Consider the following 17818-nt stretch of genomic DNA (forward strand, 5'->3'; position numbering starts at 1 on the left):
GAGTGACTAATGTCCGGCGACTATTCACGGTTTACGCACGATGTCAGAAAGCGCTTTTCAAGTGTGCTCATCCAGCAGGGTCGCGTGCAGCTCGATGCCGACTGGAACGAGGCGGCCGACATTGCCCGGGAAAGGTTGAGGGTTCAGGCACTCGACACCTTCGGTCCTGTCGGTGTGCCACATGCCACGACCCCTGATGCATTCAAGGTGACGGCACCGGTTGCCGACGATTTCAAACTTGGCGAGGGGCGCCTTTACGTGGATGGTCACCTCGCCGAGATCTTGCAAGGCGAGAACGTCAGCTACCAGGCGCAGCCATTCCTTCCTGACCCACCGGCGATTGGCGGCGTCAACTACAATGTCTACCTGGATCTCTGGGAGCGGGAAGTCACCTATATCGAGGACAACGACCTCCTCGACAAGGCGCTTGGCGGCGTGGACACGGCAACGCGCGTCCAGCAGGTATGGCAGGTGAAGACTGAACCGGCCGCCGCACAGACACCTGCTGCATGTGGCGCGTTTACCGGAACTCCGCCTTCAGGTGGACGCATGTCCGTGGCGGCTGTTGCGCCTCCTGCGCCGGAGGACCCATGCATTGTTCCGCCACTGACCGGCTATCGCGGCCTCGAGAACCGGCTTTACCGGATCGAGATCCAGACCGCCGGCCCACTTGGCACTGCATCATTCACCTGGTCCAGGGACAATGCTTCCCTGGTCACGACCGTCGCCGAGATAGCGACCGCGTCTGGTAGGTCTTCGCTTACCGTTCACCGGATCGGCCGGGATCGTGTGACACGCTTTGCGATCGGCGACTGGGTATGCGTCACCGATGATCACCGGGACCTTCATGGTGAAGCCGGCGAGATGGCGCAGATCGAAGATATAGACGAGGCGAACGCCATCCTCAGACTCGACCGGACGATTGGCGCGACAGGACGGCCATTCGCAACCGCGCCCGCGGACCTGCTAGCACGCCACACCCGCGTCCGAAAATGGGATCAGTCCTCATCCGATCCCCTCGTCGGCGCAGACGGCACGATCCCGACGGCCGCAGGACCGGTCGCCATCGAGGAGGGCATCGAGGTCAGCTTTTCGACGGTGGGTAGTGAAGGTTTCCATGTCGGAGACTACTGGCTCTTTTCATCGCGCACCGCAGATGCTTCGGTGGAGGAATTTACCGCGGCACCGCCGCGCGGCATCATCCATTCCTACGTACAGCTTGCCGCGGTGAACGGACCCGATGTCAGCGATTGCCGGCCGCAACCCGAAACCAGCCAGGGATGCTGCACGTTCGTCCTGAACCCCGGCGACGACATCCAGCTTGCGATCGACCAGCTGCCCGCTTCGGGGGGATGTGTCTGCCTCAAGACCGGCATCCACAGGCTTCGTGCACCACTCTTCATCAGCCGCAATGATGTCAGTCTCCATGGCGAAAGCACAGGAGCAATCATCGAGACCGGCGAAGGGCCACTCCTGACGGTTTCCGGCCGTCGCCACCGGATCCACGAGCTGCAGTTCCGACGACGGCGCGGCGGTCCGGCCATGATAAGCTTGGTGCGCGTCGAGGACTGCATTGTCGACGATTGCCTCATTTCAGGGGGGGGCGGGGAAGACGGTGGCATCGGCATTGCGATTGCCAGTGCCCAACGGGTTGATATCAGGCGCTGCACGATCTCGGGTACGGATGTGAATGTGCAGATCACAGGCAGCCGCACGCGCCTGCTGACCATTGCCGATTGCTTCCTTGCGGGCATCAGGCGCGATGGTGCCGAGGATGGAGGGTTACCCGCTACTGCGGGAATACTCCTGCAGGATGGCGGAGACTTCAGTCGGATCGAAGACTGTGTCATCGGTGGAACCGCAAACGGAATCGTCTGCCTGGAGAGGCAGATGGACGTTCCGCTCGAGGGGCTTACCGTTACCGGCAACAGGATCGAATGCGTCGCGTCTCGACCGGTCCTTTCGACACGCAACATGGGTATCGGCGTGATAGCCGAGAGTACTACTGTCTCCTGCAACTCGGTGACCATGGAGCGATCGCCAGAATTTGCGCCGGTTACCGCAATCGCTCTCGGCGGCCTCGGTCTGAGGGTCGAGGATAACGAGGTCAGCATCGCGTCGCCCCGAGGCAACGGCCCGCCGAGCATCGGTATGCATTTCGGCTGGAACGGCCAACAGGGAAATGTCATCACGATCGACGGACTGGTCGCGGGCAATCAGATCAGGGATGCAGAGGTCGGGCTTTTTGCGGAGGCGACGCAATCCAGTGCGCTGTCGGGCAATGTAATCAGCTATCGTGCCCGGGAACGCGCAGCGCTGGCAGCCGGCCTGCTGATCTTCAATGCCCATGGCAACCTGTTTGACGGCAACAGGATCGAAGGCACGAGTTTCGGTATCGTTGCAGTCTCAGGCGAGAACAACACTATCGAGCGCAACACCGTCGCGGGCGGCATTGTCGGGATCGGGATGGTTCGCGAGATCAATGCGTCCCTGTCTTCGAATGATATTGATGCTCAGGAACGCTTCGGCATCTTCTGCTTCGACAGCCGTGGGCGCATGGTTGTTCACGGCAACAGTATTGCCAGAACGGGAACCAGAACCGATGAGCTTCCCAAGATCGGCGTCTTTCTGCTTGGGGTATCAGGACAGGCGAGTGTCGAGCGAAACGAGGTGATTGACACGGGCATCGATGTGGATCTCAACCCCTCTCCGGGCGTTGCCATCGGCATTGCTGCCATCCTTTGCCTCGAGGCGGCGATCAGGGATAATATCGTCAACTACAGCGGCGGCTGGGACGGCATTCTCGAGAAACGTGGCCTCAACGTCGAAGACCGAGCCCTTCTGATGCAAGGGATGAGCCTGCCGGGCATCCTGCAGACCGATGGCACCACTGGCTATCCCGCCCTTGTGCAGGGCAACCGCTTCGAAGGCATTGGCTTTTCCGCCCTCGTACAGTTCCTGGAGCGTGACCGCAACGATCCGCTCCTGCGGTTCGAGCGCATAAGCTTTTCAGATAACGACTGCATGCATCGCGTGCCTCGCGAGGCTGAGGCAGCCGTTACGCTGCTTTTGAAGGGACGTCTCGCGCTTGTCTCGGCCAATGCCTTTCGGGCCTTCCCTGGGCAGCCCGCCTGCGTCGACTTTCAGCAGATGACGCGGCCGATCTTTGTTGCCAATTATTTCGTTCGGGCTCCCATTAGCCCTGCGCCGATCCCGGCCGCAATGCTTGCAACCAACATAGACCTTTGAGGAGAAGGCCATGGACATCGAGGAACTGCTCAAACAGCAATCGACCTGGGTCGACCGGTCTGTCGAGATGGCGATGGAAATCACGCGACGCGGCGCCGGCACCACGCCTGACGAAGCTGGCCTCGAACAGGATCGCACGATCCGCGATTTGGAAATCCGGATCAGAAGTCTGGAGACGCGTCGGGAAGCCACGGTGAAGGCCTTCGATACAGCCATCGACGCCGCTCGCAAGACCATCTCCGACATCCAATCAACTCGTCCGAGAAGTGCTCCCCCGACGACGTCAAGAAAACCAACCGCGTCGACGACAAGGTCGCGCAAGAAATAGGTCATTCGTCAGACCGTCGGTGAAGGTATTGTTGAAGCGTTCGCTCCCGCCGGCGGGCGCGAGACAAGTCAAACCGCTCATGCTGCCGGCAGCACCAACCGGGGGGGTCGCGACAGGGCTGAGGGGGGCGAAGTCACACCCGAGGTGCGGCAGGCCGGGGAACCTGACGCCGCCCCTAGCAACTGGTCGGCGGTCGAGTAACCAGAGGCTATGTTGCGTCGCGCTGCCAAGCAGAATTGGAAACGAGGACGCTGTTCTCGATTAGAATGCGCTGGAGGCGGAAGAAGCCCGTCGTGACGTCGTCTCCCTGTCCGGGTCGAGGTGTTGAAGCGACGCCTTAGCACCACCGCCAGGCCGGCCTTCAAGGCGTCGTTATTGTCATTGTCGCCAAGGTGCCGTTGCCGGTGTGGCACTGGCGTTCGGGCCGGCGTTGGAAGCGGACGTATTCGACCGGCTCCAGCTCGCCAGCAGCGATGGCCTCATCCGCCTATGCGCTCGGGATAGCAGCCAAGGCTGCTTGCCGAGCCCATCAAAACTCTTCCAATTTCCATTCCAAAATCCGTTCAAATTATAGGATGCAGGCCATCACTGCCGAAAACTGGCCCTGCCTGCTCCAGATGGTCTTCGAAAAAGCCCTTGTGGGTACTTTGCCCCGGCTAGTTTGAACATTTTCCGGCCCTCGAGTCAGGAAGCGCATGTAAGGACTGCCTTACGGATCATCTCGAAGTAAAAATTTTTGCCATGGACATCATAACGGCTGACGCGGCGGTCGTGACAAACGCGCGCAACCGCGCCTCGCTTTCCTCCACCCTGCCCGCGAGCGTTTCTGCTTCGTGACGTCCTGGAATATCACGGCCTGCATCTGCCTCATGCGGACGGCGCGTCTGGGCACCCGAAAGGCGATGGTTTCTTCAGGTCGCATCGCGGTCGTCGCCTGCTATGCCAGCTGGCTAGCGCGGCAGTTTCTTGAACCAGCCTCAATTTTTCACGGGTCCGGCAGAGCGTCGCTCTACAATTCGGGACACCACACGGATGCTGCGTGGCGGCTGTTCCGGCAAGCGTGGCCGTCTGATGCGTTCCAGGAGCAGCTGCAGTGCCGCAGCACCTGTCTCTCTTCCCTCTTGCCTGACCGTTGTCAGTCCTGGCGAAATCTGCATTGCCGCGGAAAAGTCCCCGAAGCCTACGACGGAAACGTCGTCTGGAATACGAAAGCCCTGTCCAAGCAGTTCGGAAACGACAGTCACGGCAAGTCCATCGTGGGCGCAGAAGAAAGCCGTCGGATGCACGCCCTTTCCTCGCAGTTCACCGAGCGCCGTCGCAAACCCCGATTGCTCCTCGAACTGCATGACATGCAGTTGATAATCACTGTTCTGTTCCAGGATCTCGCGCATGCCGTAGTAGCGCTCGTGGCGACCCCGGTAGATCGGCAAGCCATAAACATATGCAATCGACCTATGGCCAAGGCTCGTCAGGTACCGCGCCACCGCCTGCCCGGCCTCATGGTCCGACCCGCTGACGCTGTCGATCTGCTGGAGGGGATCGGTCCAGCCGAGACGTACAATCGTGGCGCCGCCAGCCGCGGCGGCACGCGCTATGCCTTCCGGTGTATGAGGGCCGACAAGGATGAGACCCGCGAAATTGGCACTCAATTCCTCCAGTGCAAGTTCGCTATGTGTCCAGCGAATTCGGATGCCAACGCCAAGCCGCTCAGCCTCCTCCTGTACCCCCGTCTGGATCTGAAAGTTGAGCTCGCTGTTGACGGGGTCGATGTCATGGAAGACGACAGCGATCTCCTCGCTGTCCGACGCCTTGGTGCGAATGACGGGCTTTGTATAGCCCAGTCTTTCCGCGACCCCGGAAATGCGCTTTCGCGTCTCTTCACTGACACCAGACTTGCCGGCGAGCGATCGCGAAACGGCATATTTGGAAAGTCCGACCTCGTCGGCGATGGCCTGGATTGTCACTTTTGTCCTGGTCTTCATATCCGCCTCTTTTCTCGCCGCAGCCCATATGGCGCCCGCAGAAATTAATCTAACATAACGCTTTACCTAACAAAACTCCTATGTAAACCTCACTTACGTCCAAACAATAACAAAAACTATGGACGCTTTTAGGAGGAGAAACCCATGCTTAAGCTGAAACGCCGCGCGTTTCTGGCCGGGACTTCGGCCGTTTTCATTCTTCCAGCCCTGCCAAGCTTCGCTGGCGGCTACAATGAGGCTGTCAGCCTCAAGGAACAGTCAGCCAAGGGCACGCTGCCACCGGTCAAGGACCGGCTGCCTGAGAACCCGCTCGTAATCAAGCCGGTTGAGAGCGTCGGCAAGTATGGCGGCGACTGGAAGCTCGCCCTCGTCGGCGGCGGCTCGCTGTCACACCTTTTCCGCTACCAGGCATATGAGCCGCTGGTGCGATACACTCCTGATTGGTCCGGTATTACTCTCAACGTTGCCGAGGCATTTGACGGCAACGAGGATGCCACAGTCTATACCATCCGCCTTCGCAAGGGCATGAAGTGGTCGGACGGCCAGCCCTATACGACGGCCGACGTCAAATTCTGGTACGACACGGTTCTGACCGACAAGCGCGTTGCTATTACCGGGCAAGGCCACTGGAAAACCGACGGCAAGCCGGCCAAACTCGACATTGTCGACGAACAGACATTCAAGGTGACGTTCCCGAGGCCAAATGGCCTGTTCCCCCTTCAGATGGCCTGGTCGAACAATGACCACACGACACGCTGTCCCAAGCACTATCTGGAACAGTTTCACATCGACTTCAATCCGAAGGCCGATGAGGTGGCCAAGCAGCGCGGTTTCCAGAGCTGGATAGCTGCGTTCCAGTCGATGTCGGGTTTCCAGGACGACAATTCCTTCTTCCTGAACTCGTCGGCAAAACCCTGTCTGTTCGCCTGGAAGTTCTCGGTTGCGCCTGGAGAAAACACCGAAAGGGCGGTCGCCGAGCGCAATCCCTACTACTTCAAGGTCGATACGGAAGGGAACCAGCTCCCGTACATGGACCGCATCGTCTACCAGATGGTCGCCGATCCGCAGGTCTTGTTGCTGAAGACGATGCAGGGCGAAATCGACATGATGGACCTCTACATCGCCACGCCTAACAACAAGGCGGTCCTATATGATGCACGCCAGCAGGGCGGATACGACTTCTATACGCTGACCTCGACAGAGGCGAACGTGATGACGTTCATCTTCAATCTCAATCACGAGGACGAGACAAAGCGGGCGCTCTTCCGCAACAAGACTTTCCGTGCGGCAATGTCGACTGCACTCGATCGCCAGACATTGATCGACGCAGTACTCGTCGGGCAAGGAGCGCCGGCGCAGCCATCCATCAAGCAGGGCGACCCTCTCTACAACGAGCAGCTTGCCACGCAGTTCACCGCCTATGATGTCGAAAAGGCAAACGCCATGCTCGACGAAATCATCCCGAAACGGGATGATCAGAATTTCCGACTGGACGACAAGGGCCGCCGCCTTACGATCATCTTCGAAATCGACCAGGCGCGCGCGATCTTCCTCGATCTGTTCCAGCTTGTTATTCCCATGTTCCAGGCCGTCGGTATCGACGCGCAAATGCGCACGATGGACAGGTCCCTGTGGGAGACACGGGTCAGGCAGGGACGAAGCTTCGACGCAACAGCCCACCAGTTCGGTGCAAACGGCGGCGTCGCGGCCATGCTCGACCCGCGCTATTATGCACCGACCGACAGCAACGCGTTTTATGCGCCGGCCTGGGCCCTCTGGTATGTCGACCCGACGAATGCCAATGCAGAAGAGCCGCCCGCAGAGACCAAGAAGCAGCTGGAGCTCTACAACCAGCTCAAGGCGAAGCCCGACAAGGCGGGGCAGCAGGAGATCATGAAGCAGTTGCTTCAAGGTGCGGCCGAGAACTTCTACGTCTTCGGGGTTTCGCAGCCTCCGGACAGCTACGGGATCGTCAAGAACGAGATGAAGAACACCACGAAGACCATGCCGAGCTCGTTCGGCTGGCCGACCCCGGCTCCGACCATGCCGGAACAGTTCTACAAGGCCTGACAGGCCACACCAATCAGATCTGCCGAGGCGCCTGCAAGGCAGGCGCCGAGCGCTACCTCTTTGTCAACAATTCGGATCTTGGATATGCTTGAAGCAAGACGACAGAACATAGACACTCTGAGAACGCCGGAGTGGTACAAGACCGCGACACGCTGGACGCAGTTGACCTTCGTTGAAGACGACCCCGTCCGCTACGACCCGGCGTTCTGGATAGACGTGTTCAAGCGTACCAAGTCCAATGCAGTCTGCCTTAGCGCTGGCGGCTACATCGCCTTTTATCCGAGCGAAATCCCCTACCACTACGTCTCGCAGCACCTCGGAGACAGCGACATTTTCGGTGCCCTTGTCGATGCCGCGCGCAAGCTCGACATGCATGTCATGGCCCGCGTCGACCCGCACGCAATCCACGCTGACGCGGCCAAGGCGCATCCGGAATGGGTGATGGTCAACGCCGATGGGACGCCCCGCGAGCACTGGGCCTATCCCGGCATCTGGGTCACCAACGCCTACGGCGAATACAACACCGTCTTCATGCCCGAGGTCGTCAAGGAGATTGTCCGCAAATATGATATCGACGCGATCTTCGCCAATCGCTGGCAGGGGCATGGGGTCGATTACAGCCAGGACAGCGCCCGCAGCTTCAAGAACATGTTCGGCCACGCCCTGCCCGTCAAGGCAGACGCCCAGGATCCGGCCTGGCAGGCATGGCTGCAATGGCGCAGACGCGTCCTGACGGATATCATCGCCCAGTGGGATGATGCCGTGAAGGCGATCAAGCCCCATGCGAGCTTCATTCCGAACATGGCGGGATCGTCACTGATGGAATTCGATCTCGAGGTCATCAAGAAGCATTGCCCGTTCCTCGTCGTCGACCATCAGGGGCGCCGCGGCGTCGAACTTGGCTGGTCGGCCGGCCGCAATGGCAAGCGGATCCGCGCCACCTTCCCCGACCGCCCCGTCGTGCTCATTACCTCGATCGGACCGGAGGAGGAATATCGCTGGAAGGATGCCGTGACAGCCCCGGAGGAAATGCAGCTCTGGGTGAACGACGGCACGGCGCATGGGCTCTATGCCTGGTTCACCAAGTTCAACGGCGTCGTGCCGGACAAGCGCTGGGTGGAGCCGATCGCAGACTCCTTCCACCTTCAGGCTGCCGTCGAACCGGTTTTCGAGGCGACGACGCCGACCGCCGAGATCGCGGTGATCGATCCGTCGACGACGCTTCGCCACTGGGCTCCCGAAGAGCGAAACAACGGCGAGAAACACGATCTCGGCTTCTACCACGCGCTCGTCGAGGCGCGCCTGCCCTTCGAGCTCCTGTCCGACCAGGTCCTGACAAAAGAGAACCTTGATCGCTTCAAGGTCATTGTGCTTGCCAACGCGGCATGCCTGTCCGACGCGCAGATCGAGGCTATCCGGCAATATGTCGGTCGCGGTGGCAGCGTCGTTGGCGCCTTTGAGACCTCGCTCAGGGACGAGAACGGCAAGCTGCGAAAGAACTTCGGACTTTCTGACGTGTTTGGAGCGACATTCGTTGCCGGACCTCGCGGCATCGTCAAGAACACCTATGTCGCACTGTCGGCAAGTCATCCGCTCAATGAAGGCTATGATGGCGCCGAACGGATCATGGGGGGAACGCGCCTCATCGATGTCGATGTCAAGGGCGATGCCACTACGCCCTTCCTCTATGTGCCTGACTTCCCGGATCTTCCGATGGAGGAAGTCTATCCGAGGCACGAGCCAAAGGGTGCCGGCGTCATCGCACGCGAGACCGGCACGGGCGGCCGCGCGGTTTTCGTCCCATGGAACATTGGCGAGATCTTCTGGGAGGTCATGGCTGCCGACCACGGACGGCTGATCGCAAATGCCGTCCGCTGGGCGCTCGGCAAGGCCCCGCGCGTCACCGTGAAAGGTCCAGGGATCCTTGATCTTGCACTGAGAGAGAACGCTGACGGCGTGGCGCTGTCCATGCTCAACCTGACAAATCCGATGATGATGAAGGGGCCGGTTCGTGAGAACTACCCGCTCCCCGCGCAGACGGTTTCGTTGGAGATCCCGGATGGAAAGTCTGTTGCGAAGGCGTGGCTCGTCCTGGCCGATCGCGCTGCACCCTTCAACATCAAGGAAGGTCGCGCAGAAATCGATGTTGCGGCGATCGACCGGCTAGAAGTGCTGCACGTCACCTGGAAATAATGGCAGTACGATTCTTCGCCCCGGCTTGGAGGAAGCCGGAGCGAAGAGAAGACCTGGCAACAGGCGCCTGTAGACGCCTGTCTCGAGGGAGGAGAGACAATCTCATGCTTGCCTACATTTTGAAGCGCATCCTTTACATGATCCCGACCTTGATCGGCATGTCCCTGATCTCCTTCATGATCATCCAGCTGCCGCCGGGCGACTACCTGACCTCGATGATCGCCACCATGAGCGAAAGCGGCCAGGCCGTCGATCCGGGCCAGATCGCCAGGTTGAAGGAAATCTACGGCTTTGATGACCCGTTCTACATCCAATACCTCAAGTGGATGTGGGGGATCGTGAGCCGCGGTGACTTCGGATGGTCCTTCGAATGGAACCAGCCCGTTTCAGGACTGATCTGGGCGCGGATGGGCTCCACGCTGGTGATTTCGCTGCTCAGCCTCATCTTCGTGTGGATCGTTGCCCTGCCAATCGGGATATATTCGGCGGTCCGTCGTCACTCCGTCGGCGACCACGTCTTCACCTTTCTCGGCTTCATCGGCCTGGCGATCCCCAACTTCATCCTTGCCTTGGCATTGATGTATGTCGCTTACCGTTTCCTCGGCCAGAGCGTCGGAGGACTGAATTCCCCTGAATTTGCCGAGGCGCCATGGTCATTTGCAAAGGCCATCGACTTCCTCAATCACCTGTGGATTCCCATCATCATCATCGGCGCCTCCGGTACCGCCGCCCTGATCCGTATCCTGCGCGCAAACCTGACCGACGAGTTGCACAAACCCTACGTCGTGACGGCGCGCGCCAAGGGTCTTCCCGAATACAAGGTCATTTTGAAATATCCCGTCCGCATCGCGTTGAACCCGTTCGTCTCGGCGATCGGATGGGTCCTGCCGCATCTTGTCTCCGGCGTCACGATCATTGCGATCGTGCTCAACTTGCCGACGGCAGGCCCGCTCCTGTTCCGCGCCCTCGTCTCGCAGGACATGTACCTCGCAGGTAGCTTCATATTGCTTTTGTCGGCGCTGACATTGGTGGGCGTCCTGCTCTCCGATTTGCTGCTTGCTCTCCTCGATCCACGCATCCGGTTCAACTGAGGAGGCTGCCATGACCGCGAACAAGAATATTTCCGTGAACGAGGTTCACCCGCAGGCCGCTCTGGAGGGTCCCTCGATCAGCCCGCTCAAACAGGGGCGTGCCGTGTCGACCGCGACGGTCGGCCCGTGGCGGCTGGTCTTCGGCAAACTGGTCCGTCAGAAGGTTGCCATGGTCGCGGGCGCGATCATTGCGCTGCTTTATCTGGTCGCCGTCTTCGCAGAGTTCCTGGCGCCGGCGTTGCCGGCGACCGCAAAGCCCCAGTACACCTATGCTCCACCGCAAGCGATCCGGTTCTTCGTCACCAATCCCGACGGCAGTTCCGATTTCAATCTCCACGTGAAGGGCTACAAGATCGAAATCGACAAGGTGGCACTGCGTCGTACCTTTGTGACCGATGACACCAAGGTTGTCCCGATCGGGTTCTTCGTGAAAGGTCCGGCCTACAGGCTCTGGAACCTCATTCCGTCCACCACGCATTTCATCGGACCGATCAATCCGAACGACCCGATGTATCTGCTGGGAGCGGACCGTCTCGGCCGCGATGTCTTCTCCAGGCTCGTCTATGGCACGCGCATCTCGATGTCGATCGGTCTTGTCGGCGTGGCAATGTCCCTCGTCCTCGGGGTTGTTATCGGTTCGATATCCGGCTTTTACGGCGGATGGGTGGACACGGCGATCCAGCGGGTCATCGAAGTCATCAGCGCAATGCCGACGATCCCGCTGTGGCTGGGGCTGGCCGCTGCCATCCCTCTGACATGGTCACCTATCAGCGTCTATTTCGTCATCACCGTCATCGTCTCCCTGCTCGGTTGGACGTCACTTGCCCGCGAGGTGCGTGGCCGTTTTCTGGCGCTTCGAAGCGAGGATTTCGTAACGGCGGCCAAACTCGATGGCTCCAGCGAGATGCGGCTGATCTTTCGGCATATCCTTCCCTCGCTGACGAGCCACATTCTTGCGGTCGTCACGCTGGCGGTGCCAACGATGATCGTTGCCGAGACATCCCTGTCGTTCCTTGGTATCGGTTTGAAGGCACCGGTCGTCAGTTGGGGTGTCCTGCTCCAGGATGCACAGAACATCCGCACGGTAGCGACTGCTCCGTGGCTGCTGATCTGGCCCTCGCTGGCGGTGGTGGTCGCCGTTCTTTCGTTCAACTTCTTCGGCGACGGACTGCGTGATGCGGCCGATCCCTACGACAATTGAGGAGGAAGCCATGACCGACAAAACCGACGACGTCGTCCTCAGTGTCGAAAACCTGTCGATCGACTTCAGCCTTCGCACCCATATCCTGCATGCCGTCGAAAGGGTCAGCTTTCAGCTGCGCCGTGGCAAGACACTGTGCCTTGTGGGAGAAAGCGGATCGGGCAAGAGCGTGACAGCGCGGTCGCTTCTCCAGATCGTCGACCGGCCCGGTCGCATTGTCGCGGGTCGCATCGTCCTCAAGCAAGCATCTGGCGAGACCGATATCGCCGCACTTTCACCGACCAGCCGGGCAATGCGTGCCATTCGCGGCAAGCGCATCGGCCTGATCTTCCAGGAGCCTATGAGTTCCCTGTCACCCGTCCACACCATCGGCTCGCAGATCGTGGAGGCGATAAGACTGCACAGCGATCTCGACAGGAAGGCAGCGCGAGCGCGCATGATCGACCTTTTGCGCCAGGTCGAGATTCCAAGTCCCGAGACCATGGGCGATCGCTACACCTTCGAATTCTCAGGCGGCATGCGACAGCGGGCGATGATCGCTATGGCGCTGGCGGCAAACCCGGACATCCTGATTGCCGATGAGCCGACGACAGCGCTCGACGTGACCACCCAGGCAGAGATCCTCGACCTCATCAAGCGCCTTCAGATCGAACGCGGAATGGCGATGCTTCTCATCACACACGACATGGGCGTTGTGGCGGAGGTGGCCGATGAGGTGGCCGTGATGCGCTTCGGGCGGGTCGTTGAGGCTGGCACCGTCGATGCGATCTTTCATGATCCGCAGCATTCCTATACCCGCCAGCTTCTTGCCTCGACGGTAAAGCTCACACATCACGTCGAAGGCGTCGTGCCTGCCACGGCCGCAGCCAACGCATCGCCCGCCCCCGTCCTTTCCGTGCGCAATCTGAGCAAGGTCTTCGGCTGGCACGGTACGACCAATACTCTCAAGGCGGTCGACGATGCGAGCTTTGACCTCTATCCCGGGGAAAACCTCGGCATTGTTGGTGAAAGTGGCTCCGGCAAGACAACACTCGGACGGCTGATCCTGAGGACAGTGGAGCCGACGACCGGCTCCGTGATCTTCCGGGGAAAGGACGGCCAGGAAACCGATGTCACAACGCTCGGGAAAAGGGATCTCCGTGCCTTCCATCGCGAGGTGCGGCTGGTCTTTCAGGACCCGTTCGCCTCGCTCAATCCGCGCATGACCGTAAAAGAGGTGATCGGCGACCCGCTCGTCCTCAATGGCCTTGCAAAGGGCAAGGCCCTGGAGGAGCGCGTTGCCGAACTGATGCGCCTCGTCGGCCTCGATCCACTGGCGATGGAGCGCTATCCGCATGCGTTTTCGGGCGGGCAGCGCCAGAGGATCTGCATTGCCCGGGCGCTGGCTCTTGATCCGAAGATCATCATTGCCGACGAGGCGACCGCTGCGCTCGACGTATCGATCCGCAGCCAGATCCTCGATCTCCTGCTCGACATCCGCCAGCGCCTTGGCTTGAGTTTCCTTTTCATCTCGCACGACATCTCGGTGGTCCGATATTTCTGCGACCGGGTCGCAGTCATGCATCGCGGCAAGATCGTCGAACTGGGTGACGCCGCCCAGATCTGCACGGCCCCGCGCGAGGCCTACACGAGAAGCCTGATCTCAGCCGTTCCCAACCCCGATCCGCGCGACAAGCGTCTCATGCACCGTCAGCGTTTCGTTGCGCCGGCCAATGCATAGGCCGGCCAATGCACAGGAAGGAAAACACGTGCCAAAATTCTCTGCCAATCTTTCATTTCTATACCAGGAGCTGCCTTTCCTCGATCGGTTCGAGGCAGCCGCCAAGGACGGGTTCGGTGCACTCGAATATCTCGGCCCCTACGCTGAACCCAAGGAGAAGGTGGCCGAGGCGCTGACATCAAGCGGACTGAAACAGGCGCTCTTCAATGTCCCTTCCGGCGATTGGGCGGGCGGCGAACGCGGGATTGCCTGCCTGCCCGATCGCGTCGAGGAATTTCGGGCCGGTGTCGCCCAGGCGATCGACTATGCGACGGCGCTTTCCTGCCAACAGCTGAACGTCATTTCCGGCCTTGTCCCACCAGGTGCCGACCTCGGCAGCCTGGAGGAGGTTCTCGTCGAAAATCTCAAATACGCGTCGGCTCGATCAGCGGATGCAGGGATCCGGTTGCTGATCGAGCCGGTCAATCTGCGTGACATCCCGGGCTTCTTCCTGTCGACGACGGATCACGCCGAACAGATCCTCGACAAGGTCGGTTCGGACAATCTCTACATCCAGTACGACTTCTACCACATGCAGATCATGCAGGGCGACCTGATCGAGACCTTCGCGCGACTGGAGGACAGGATTGCCCATGTGCAGATCGCAGACAATCCGGGACGAAACGAGCCCGGCACCGGCGAGATCAACTACCCCTTCATCTTCTCCGAGCTTGACCGGCTTGGCTACGACGGCTGGGTCGGCTGCGAATACAAACCGAAATCCAGCACCAGCAAAGGCCTCGGCTGGATGAACCCCTATCGGAGGTGAGCGTGACATGAACATTGGTTTTATCGGACTGGGCGTCATGGGACGTCCGATGGCAGAACACCTGATCGACGCGGGCCATCAGCTCAACCTCAGCCGTGTAAAGGAGGCCTCGGAGTATCTCGTCAAGAAGGGCGGCAAAGCGATCGACAGCGCCAAGGCAGTGGCCGAGACCTCAGACATCGTCATTCTGATGCTGCCGGATACCCCGGATGTCGAAGCCGTCCTTTTTGGCGAGAATGGCGTCGCCTCGGGTCTTTCGGCGGGCAAGCTGGTCATCGACATGAGTTCGATTTCGCCGGTCGCCACGAAGGATTTTACCAGGCGCGTTGAAGCGCTCGACTGTGACTATCTGGACGCGCCGGTATCGGGAGGCGAAGTTGGCGCCCGGGCGGCCTCGTTGACGATCATGGTCGGCGGCAAGGAACAGGCCTTCGGACGGGCAAGACCACTTCTCGAGAAGATGGGCAAGAACATCACCCTTGTCGGCGGTGTCGGTGACGGTCAAACCGCAAAGGTCGCCAACCAGATCATTGTCGGGCTGACAATCGAGGCCGTATCGGAAGCGCTCCTGTTTTCGAAACGAGCAGGCGCAGATCCCGCCAAGGTGCGCGAGGCGCTGATGGGCGGATTTGCCTCTTCCCGGATCCTCGAAGTGCACGGCGAGCGCATGGTCAAGGAGACATTCGATCCAGGCTTTCGGATCCGCTTGCACCGAAAGGACATGACGCTGGCGGTGGACGCTGCGCGTGCGCTGGATCTCGCTCTGCCAAACACTGCGGCGACGCAGCAGCTCATGAATGCCGCGGTTGCCTCGGGAGACGGCGAGCGTGACCATTCCGCGCTGATCAAGACACTCGAACGGCTCTCCGGAGGCGCCCGCTAACCTTATCCCCTGACGCTCGGCTGATGCCTCAACAACCGGCGCCGACACGTCGGACGGCGAAGCCATGTCTGGTATTTCCCAAATCTTGGAGGACCATAGAATGGTACGTGATGACATACAGTTTCCCTACGGGGCCGTTTACTTCCGAAAATCAAATCCCCCGCAGGAGCATTGGGACCGCGACTATGGCGTCGCGGCCGAAGACGGCCTGAACGTTTTCCGCCACTGGTTCATGTGGGGCGCGATCGAGACGGCACCCGGCGTCTACGACTGGGAAGAATATGACCGGCAGCTCGATCTTGCCGCAAAAAAAGGAATAAGGACCATCATTGCCGAGATGACACAGACCGTTCCTGACTGGGCGGTCCGCAAATATGCCCATGCGATCCAGATCACGTCAGATGGCAGGAAGCTCAGTTCAAACATGGGTGTGTCGTCAGCGACAGGCGGTTTTGGCAAGAATGGTGGTGGCGTTCTGACCCTGAACTGCCCGGAGGTGCGCGAGGCGGCCGGCCGGTTTCTGACGGCAATGGCCAAGCGCTACAAGGATCATCCGGCGCTCTACGGCTATGATATCTGGAACGAATGCAACTACGCAGAGGACGTCGACTATAGCAGCTATACGAAGGCTGCCTTCAGGACGTGGCTCAAGGCGAAGTACGGGAACCTAAAGGCATTGGCCAAGGCATGGTATCGCTACAGCTATGCGGAATGGGACGATATCGAGCCCCCCGTCCAGATGGCAGCCTATCCTGAGTGCATCGACTGGCTGCAGTTCAAGCGTGAGAACTTCTATGAGCAGATGCAGTGGCGCATCGACACGATCCGGTCAGTCGACAGCAAGTGCCTGATTGCCGCGCACGGCGTCTCGGGTGCCATACCCGACATGGCCGCGCATGGCTGCGACGATTGGCTGGCAGCGTCAAAGGTTGAGCTCTACGGCTATACATGGATCCAGGCACGGAAAGGCACGGAGCCGTGGAAAACTTGGTACGGCGTCGACATCAATCGTGCTGCGGCACGCGGAAAACCATTCTGGCATGCAGAACGTCAGGCAGGCCCTCTTTGGCTGCAGCCCCAGGTGATCGGGCGTGACAAGGAGGACGGACGTGTCGCCGAGCCGGAAGACATCCGGATCTGGAGCCTGATGTCGCTTGCCGGGGGCGCACGCGGGATGATGAACCTGCGCTACAGGCCATTGCTCGACGGACCTCTGTTTGGGGCCTTTGGTGCGTACGGCATGGACGGCTCGCGTACGCCGCGATCGGAGATGCAGGCGTCGCTCGGCAAGTGGGCCAATGATCCTGCCCAGGCAAACCTCTGGGCGGCAAAGCCCGTTCGCGGAGAAATCGGGATCATCGTCGTGCGCGAGACGCAGGAATGGGACTATCTTCTCAACCACGACCGAAAGGAGAAACCCTACAAGGATGCCATGTGGGGTGCCTACAGGGCGTTCCTTGACCAGGGCGTTCAGCCTGACTGGGTGCATATCGATGACATCGACAGCTATCGTGTGCTCTACTTCCCCTACCCGATCATGTTTACGTCGGAACAGGCGGACCGGTTGAAGACCTGGGTCGAAAATGGCGGAACGTTGATCTGCGAGGCATGCCCCGGATATTTCGGCGACCGCGGCCATGTCGGTCAGCAACAGCCGAACCTCGGGCTCGATGTGATGTTCGGGGCCCGTCAGGTCGATGTCGAATACATGCCCGACATCGGTGACCGGATCCGCTTCAATTTTGGCGGCCGCGACGTCCAGGGCGGGGGCATGCTCCAGTCCTATGAAGTAACCAGGGGAAAAGCACGCGGGACGTTCGACGACGGCCGCCTGGCGGTTGTCGAGAATGGCTATGGCGAAGGGCGCACACTCCTGATCGGCACAAATCCGTCGGTTGGTTACTTCACGACCAACGGAAAGGCCAACCGGGCGTTCTTCGGGGCGCTGATCGACTGGACGAGCATCGAGCGTCACGCCGCATTGTCCAATACCGCCCTTTTCGCCCGGGTACACAAGGGCGAAAACGGCAGCTTCGTGTGGCTCGTCAACCCCACGCGGGAAACACAAATGACGGAGGTCAGGCTTGCCGAGGCCCATGGGTGCATTCAAGGCGCAAAGGCTGCATCCTGGCCGCCCGGCCATCACTACCAGGGCGGCAAGGTCGAAGTCCCGGCCCGTGACGTCGTCATCCTGCAGATCGGCTAGTCATCGAACGGATGCGGGGCGAACCGGTAGCCAGCGGCTCGCCCCGTTCTCTTCGCCTGTTGCCGGCTCGATTTCTTGAAAAAGGGC

At 60.1% G+C, this 17818-nt stretch carries 11 protein-coding genes; 10 read left to right on the forward strand and 1 reads right to left on the reverse strand.

All coding sequences use genetic code 11. The annotated features are described in order from the left end of the window. Positions 1-9: 9 nt before the first annotated feature. Together FHT77_RS16620 and FHT77_RS16625 are read left to right on the forward strand one after the other, a co-directional pair. Complete coding sequence (locus tag FHT77_RS16620; protein ID WP_183756053.1) at positions 10-3249, forward strand: DUF6519 domain-containing protein; 3240 nt, start codon at positions 10-12, stop codon at positions 3247-3249. A gap of 10 nt (positions 3250-3259) precedes the next feature. Continuing rightward, the gene (locus FHT77_RS16625) at positions 3260-3577 is read left to right on the forward strand and encodes a hypothetical protein (protein WP_183756054.1); all 318 of its coding nucleotides are present in this window, start codon (positions 3260-3262) and stop codon (positions 3575-3577) included. Positions 3578-4554: 977 nt separating this feature from the next. On the opposite strand, the gene FHT77_RS16630 is transcribed toward FHT77_RS16625, so the two are convergent. After that, positions 4555-5559 (reverse strand): LacI family DNA-binding transcriptional regulator, encoded by a 1005-nt coding sequence (locus FHT77_RS16630; protein WP_183756055.1) that lies wholly within the window; start codon positions 5557-5559, stop codon positions 4555-4557. A 144-nt stretch (positions 5560-5703) separates the two neighbouring features. On the opposite strand from FHT77_RS16630, the gene FHT77_RS16635 reads away from it, so the two are divergent. The 8 genes from FHT77_RS16635 to FHT77_RS16670 all read left to right on the forward strand — a co-directional run bounded on the left by FHT77_RS16635 (position 5704) and on the right by FHT77_RS16670 (position 17731). Then, entirely contained in the window at positions 5704-7629 is a 1926-nt protein-coding gene (locus tag FHT77_RS16635; RefSeq protein WP_183756056.1) for an ABC transporter substrate-binding protein, read from the forward strand. A gap of 84 nt (positions 7630-7713) precedes the next feature. Then, entirely contained in the window at positions 7714-9822 is a 2109-nt protein-coding gene (locus FHT77_RS16640; RefSeq protein WP_183756057.1) for a family 10 glycosylhydrolase, read from the forward strand. Positions 9823-9926: 104 nt separating this feature from the next. Continuing rightward, positions 9927-10913, forward strand: a complete 987-nt coding sequence (locus FHT77_RS16645; RefSeq protein WP_183756058.1) for an ABC transporter permease — start codon at positions 9927-9929, stop codon at positions 10911-10913. Positions 10914-10923: 10 nt separating this feature from the next. Further along, positions 10924-12114, forward strand: coding sequence for an ABC transporter permease (locus tag FHT77_RS16650; protein WP_183756059.1), 1191 nt, complete (start codon positions 10924-10926; stop codon positions 12112-12114). 10 nt (positions 12115-12124) lie between these two features. Continuing rightward, the gene (locus tag FHT77_RS16655; RefSeq protein ID WP_183756060.1) at positions 12125-13834 is read left to right on the forward strand and encodes an ABC transporter ATP-binding protein; all 1710 of its coding nucleotides are present in this window, start codon (positions 12125-12127) and stop codon (positions 13832-13834) included. A 28-nt stretch (positions 13835-13862) separates the two neighbouring features. After that, on the forward strand, positions 13863-14642 hold the full coding sequence (gene otnI, locus FHT77_RS16660; protein WP_183756061.1) for a 2-oxo-tetronate isomerase: 780 nt from the start codon (positions 13863-13865) through the stop codon (positions 14640-14642). A 7-nt stretch (positions 14643-14649) separates the two neighbouring features. Then, on the forward strand, positions 14650-15525 hold the full coding sequence (locus FHT77_RS16665; protein WP_183756062.1) for a 2-hydroxy-3-oxopropionate reductase: 876 nt from the start codon (positions 14650-14652) through the stop codon (positions 15523-15525). A gap of 100 nt (positions 15526-15625) precedes the next feature. Continuing rightward, positions 15626-17731, forward strand: a complete 2106-nt coding sequence (locus FHT77_RS16670) for a beta-galactosidase (RefSeq protein WP_183756063.1) — start codon at positions 15626-15628, stop codon at positions 17729-17731. Positions 17732-17818 lie beyond the last annotated feature (87 nt).

The organism is Rhizobium sp. BK181 (genome assembly GCF_014193305.1).
GTDB lineage: Bacteria > Pseudomonadota > Alphaproteobacteria > Rhizobiales > Rhizobiaceae > Rhizobium.

Bases quoted from the DNA above. Each gene is read 5' to 3' on its own strand.
- FHT77_RS16625 (WP_183756054.1), top strand. From the start codon at position 3,260: ATGGACATCGAGGAACTGCTCAAACAGCAATCGACCTGGGTCGACCGG.
- FHT77_RS16650 (WP_183756059.1), top strand. From the start codon at position 10,924: ATGACCGCGAACAAGAATATTTCCGTGAACGAGGTTCACCCGCAGGCC.
- FHT77_RS16620 (WP_183756053.1), top strand. From the start codon at position 10: ATGTCCGGCGACTATTCACGGTTTACGCACGATGTCAGAAAGCGCTTT.
- FHT77_RS16645 (WP_183756058.1), top strand. From the start codon at position 9,927: ATGCTTGCCTACATTTTGAAGCGCATCCTTTACATGATCCCGACCTTG.
- FHT77_RS16640 (WP_183756057.1), top strand. From the start codon at position 7,714: ATGCTTGAAGCAAGACGACAGAACATAGACACTCTGAGAACGCCGGAG.
- FHT77_RS16670 (WP_183756063.1), top strand. From the start codon at position 15,626: ATGGTACGTGATGACATACAGTTTCCCTACGGGGCCGTTTACTTCCGA.
- FHT77_RS16630 (WP_183756055.1), bottom strand. From the start codon at position 5,559: ATGAAGACCAGGACAAAAGTGACAATCCAGGCCATCGCCGACGAGGTC.
- FHT77_RS16655 (WP_183756060.1), top strand. From the start codon at position 12,125: ATGACCGACAAAACCGACGACGTCGTCCTCAGTGTCGAAAACCTGTCG.
- FHT77_RS16665 (WP_183756062.1), top strand. From the start codon at position 14,650: ATGAACATTGGTTTTATCGGACTGGGCGTCATGGGACGTCCGATGGCA.
- FHT77_RS16635 (WP_183756056.1), top strand. From the start codon at position 5,704: ATGCTTAAGCTGAAACGCCGCGCGTTTCTGGCCGGGACTTCGGCCGTT.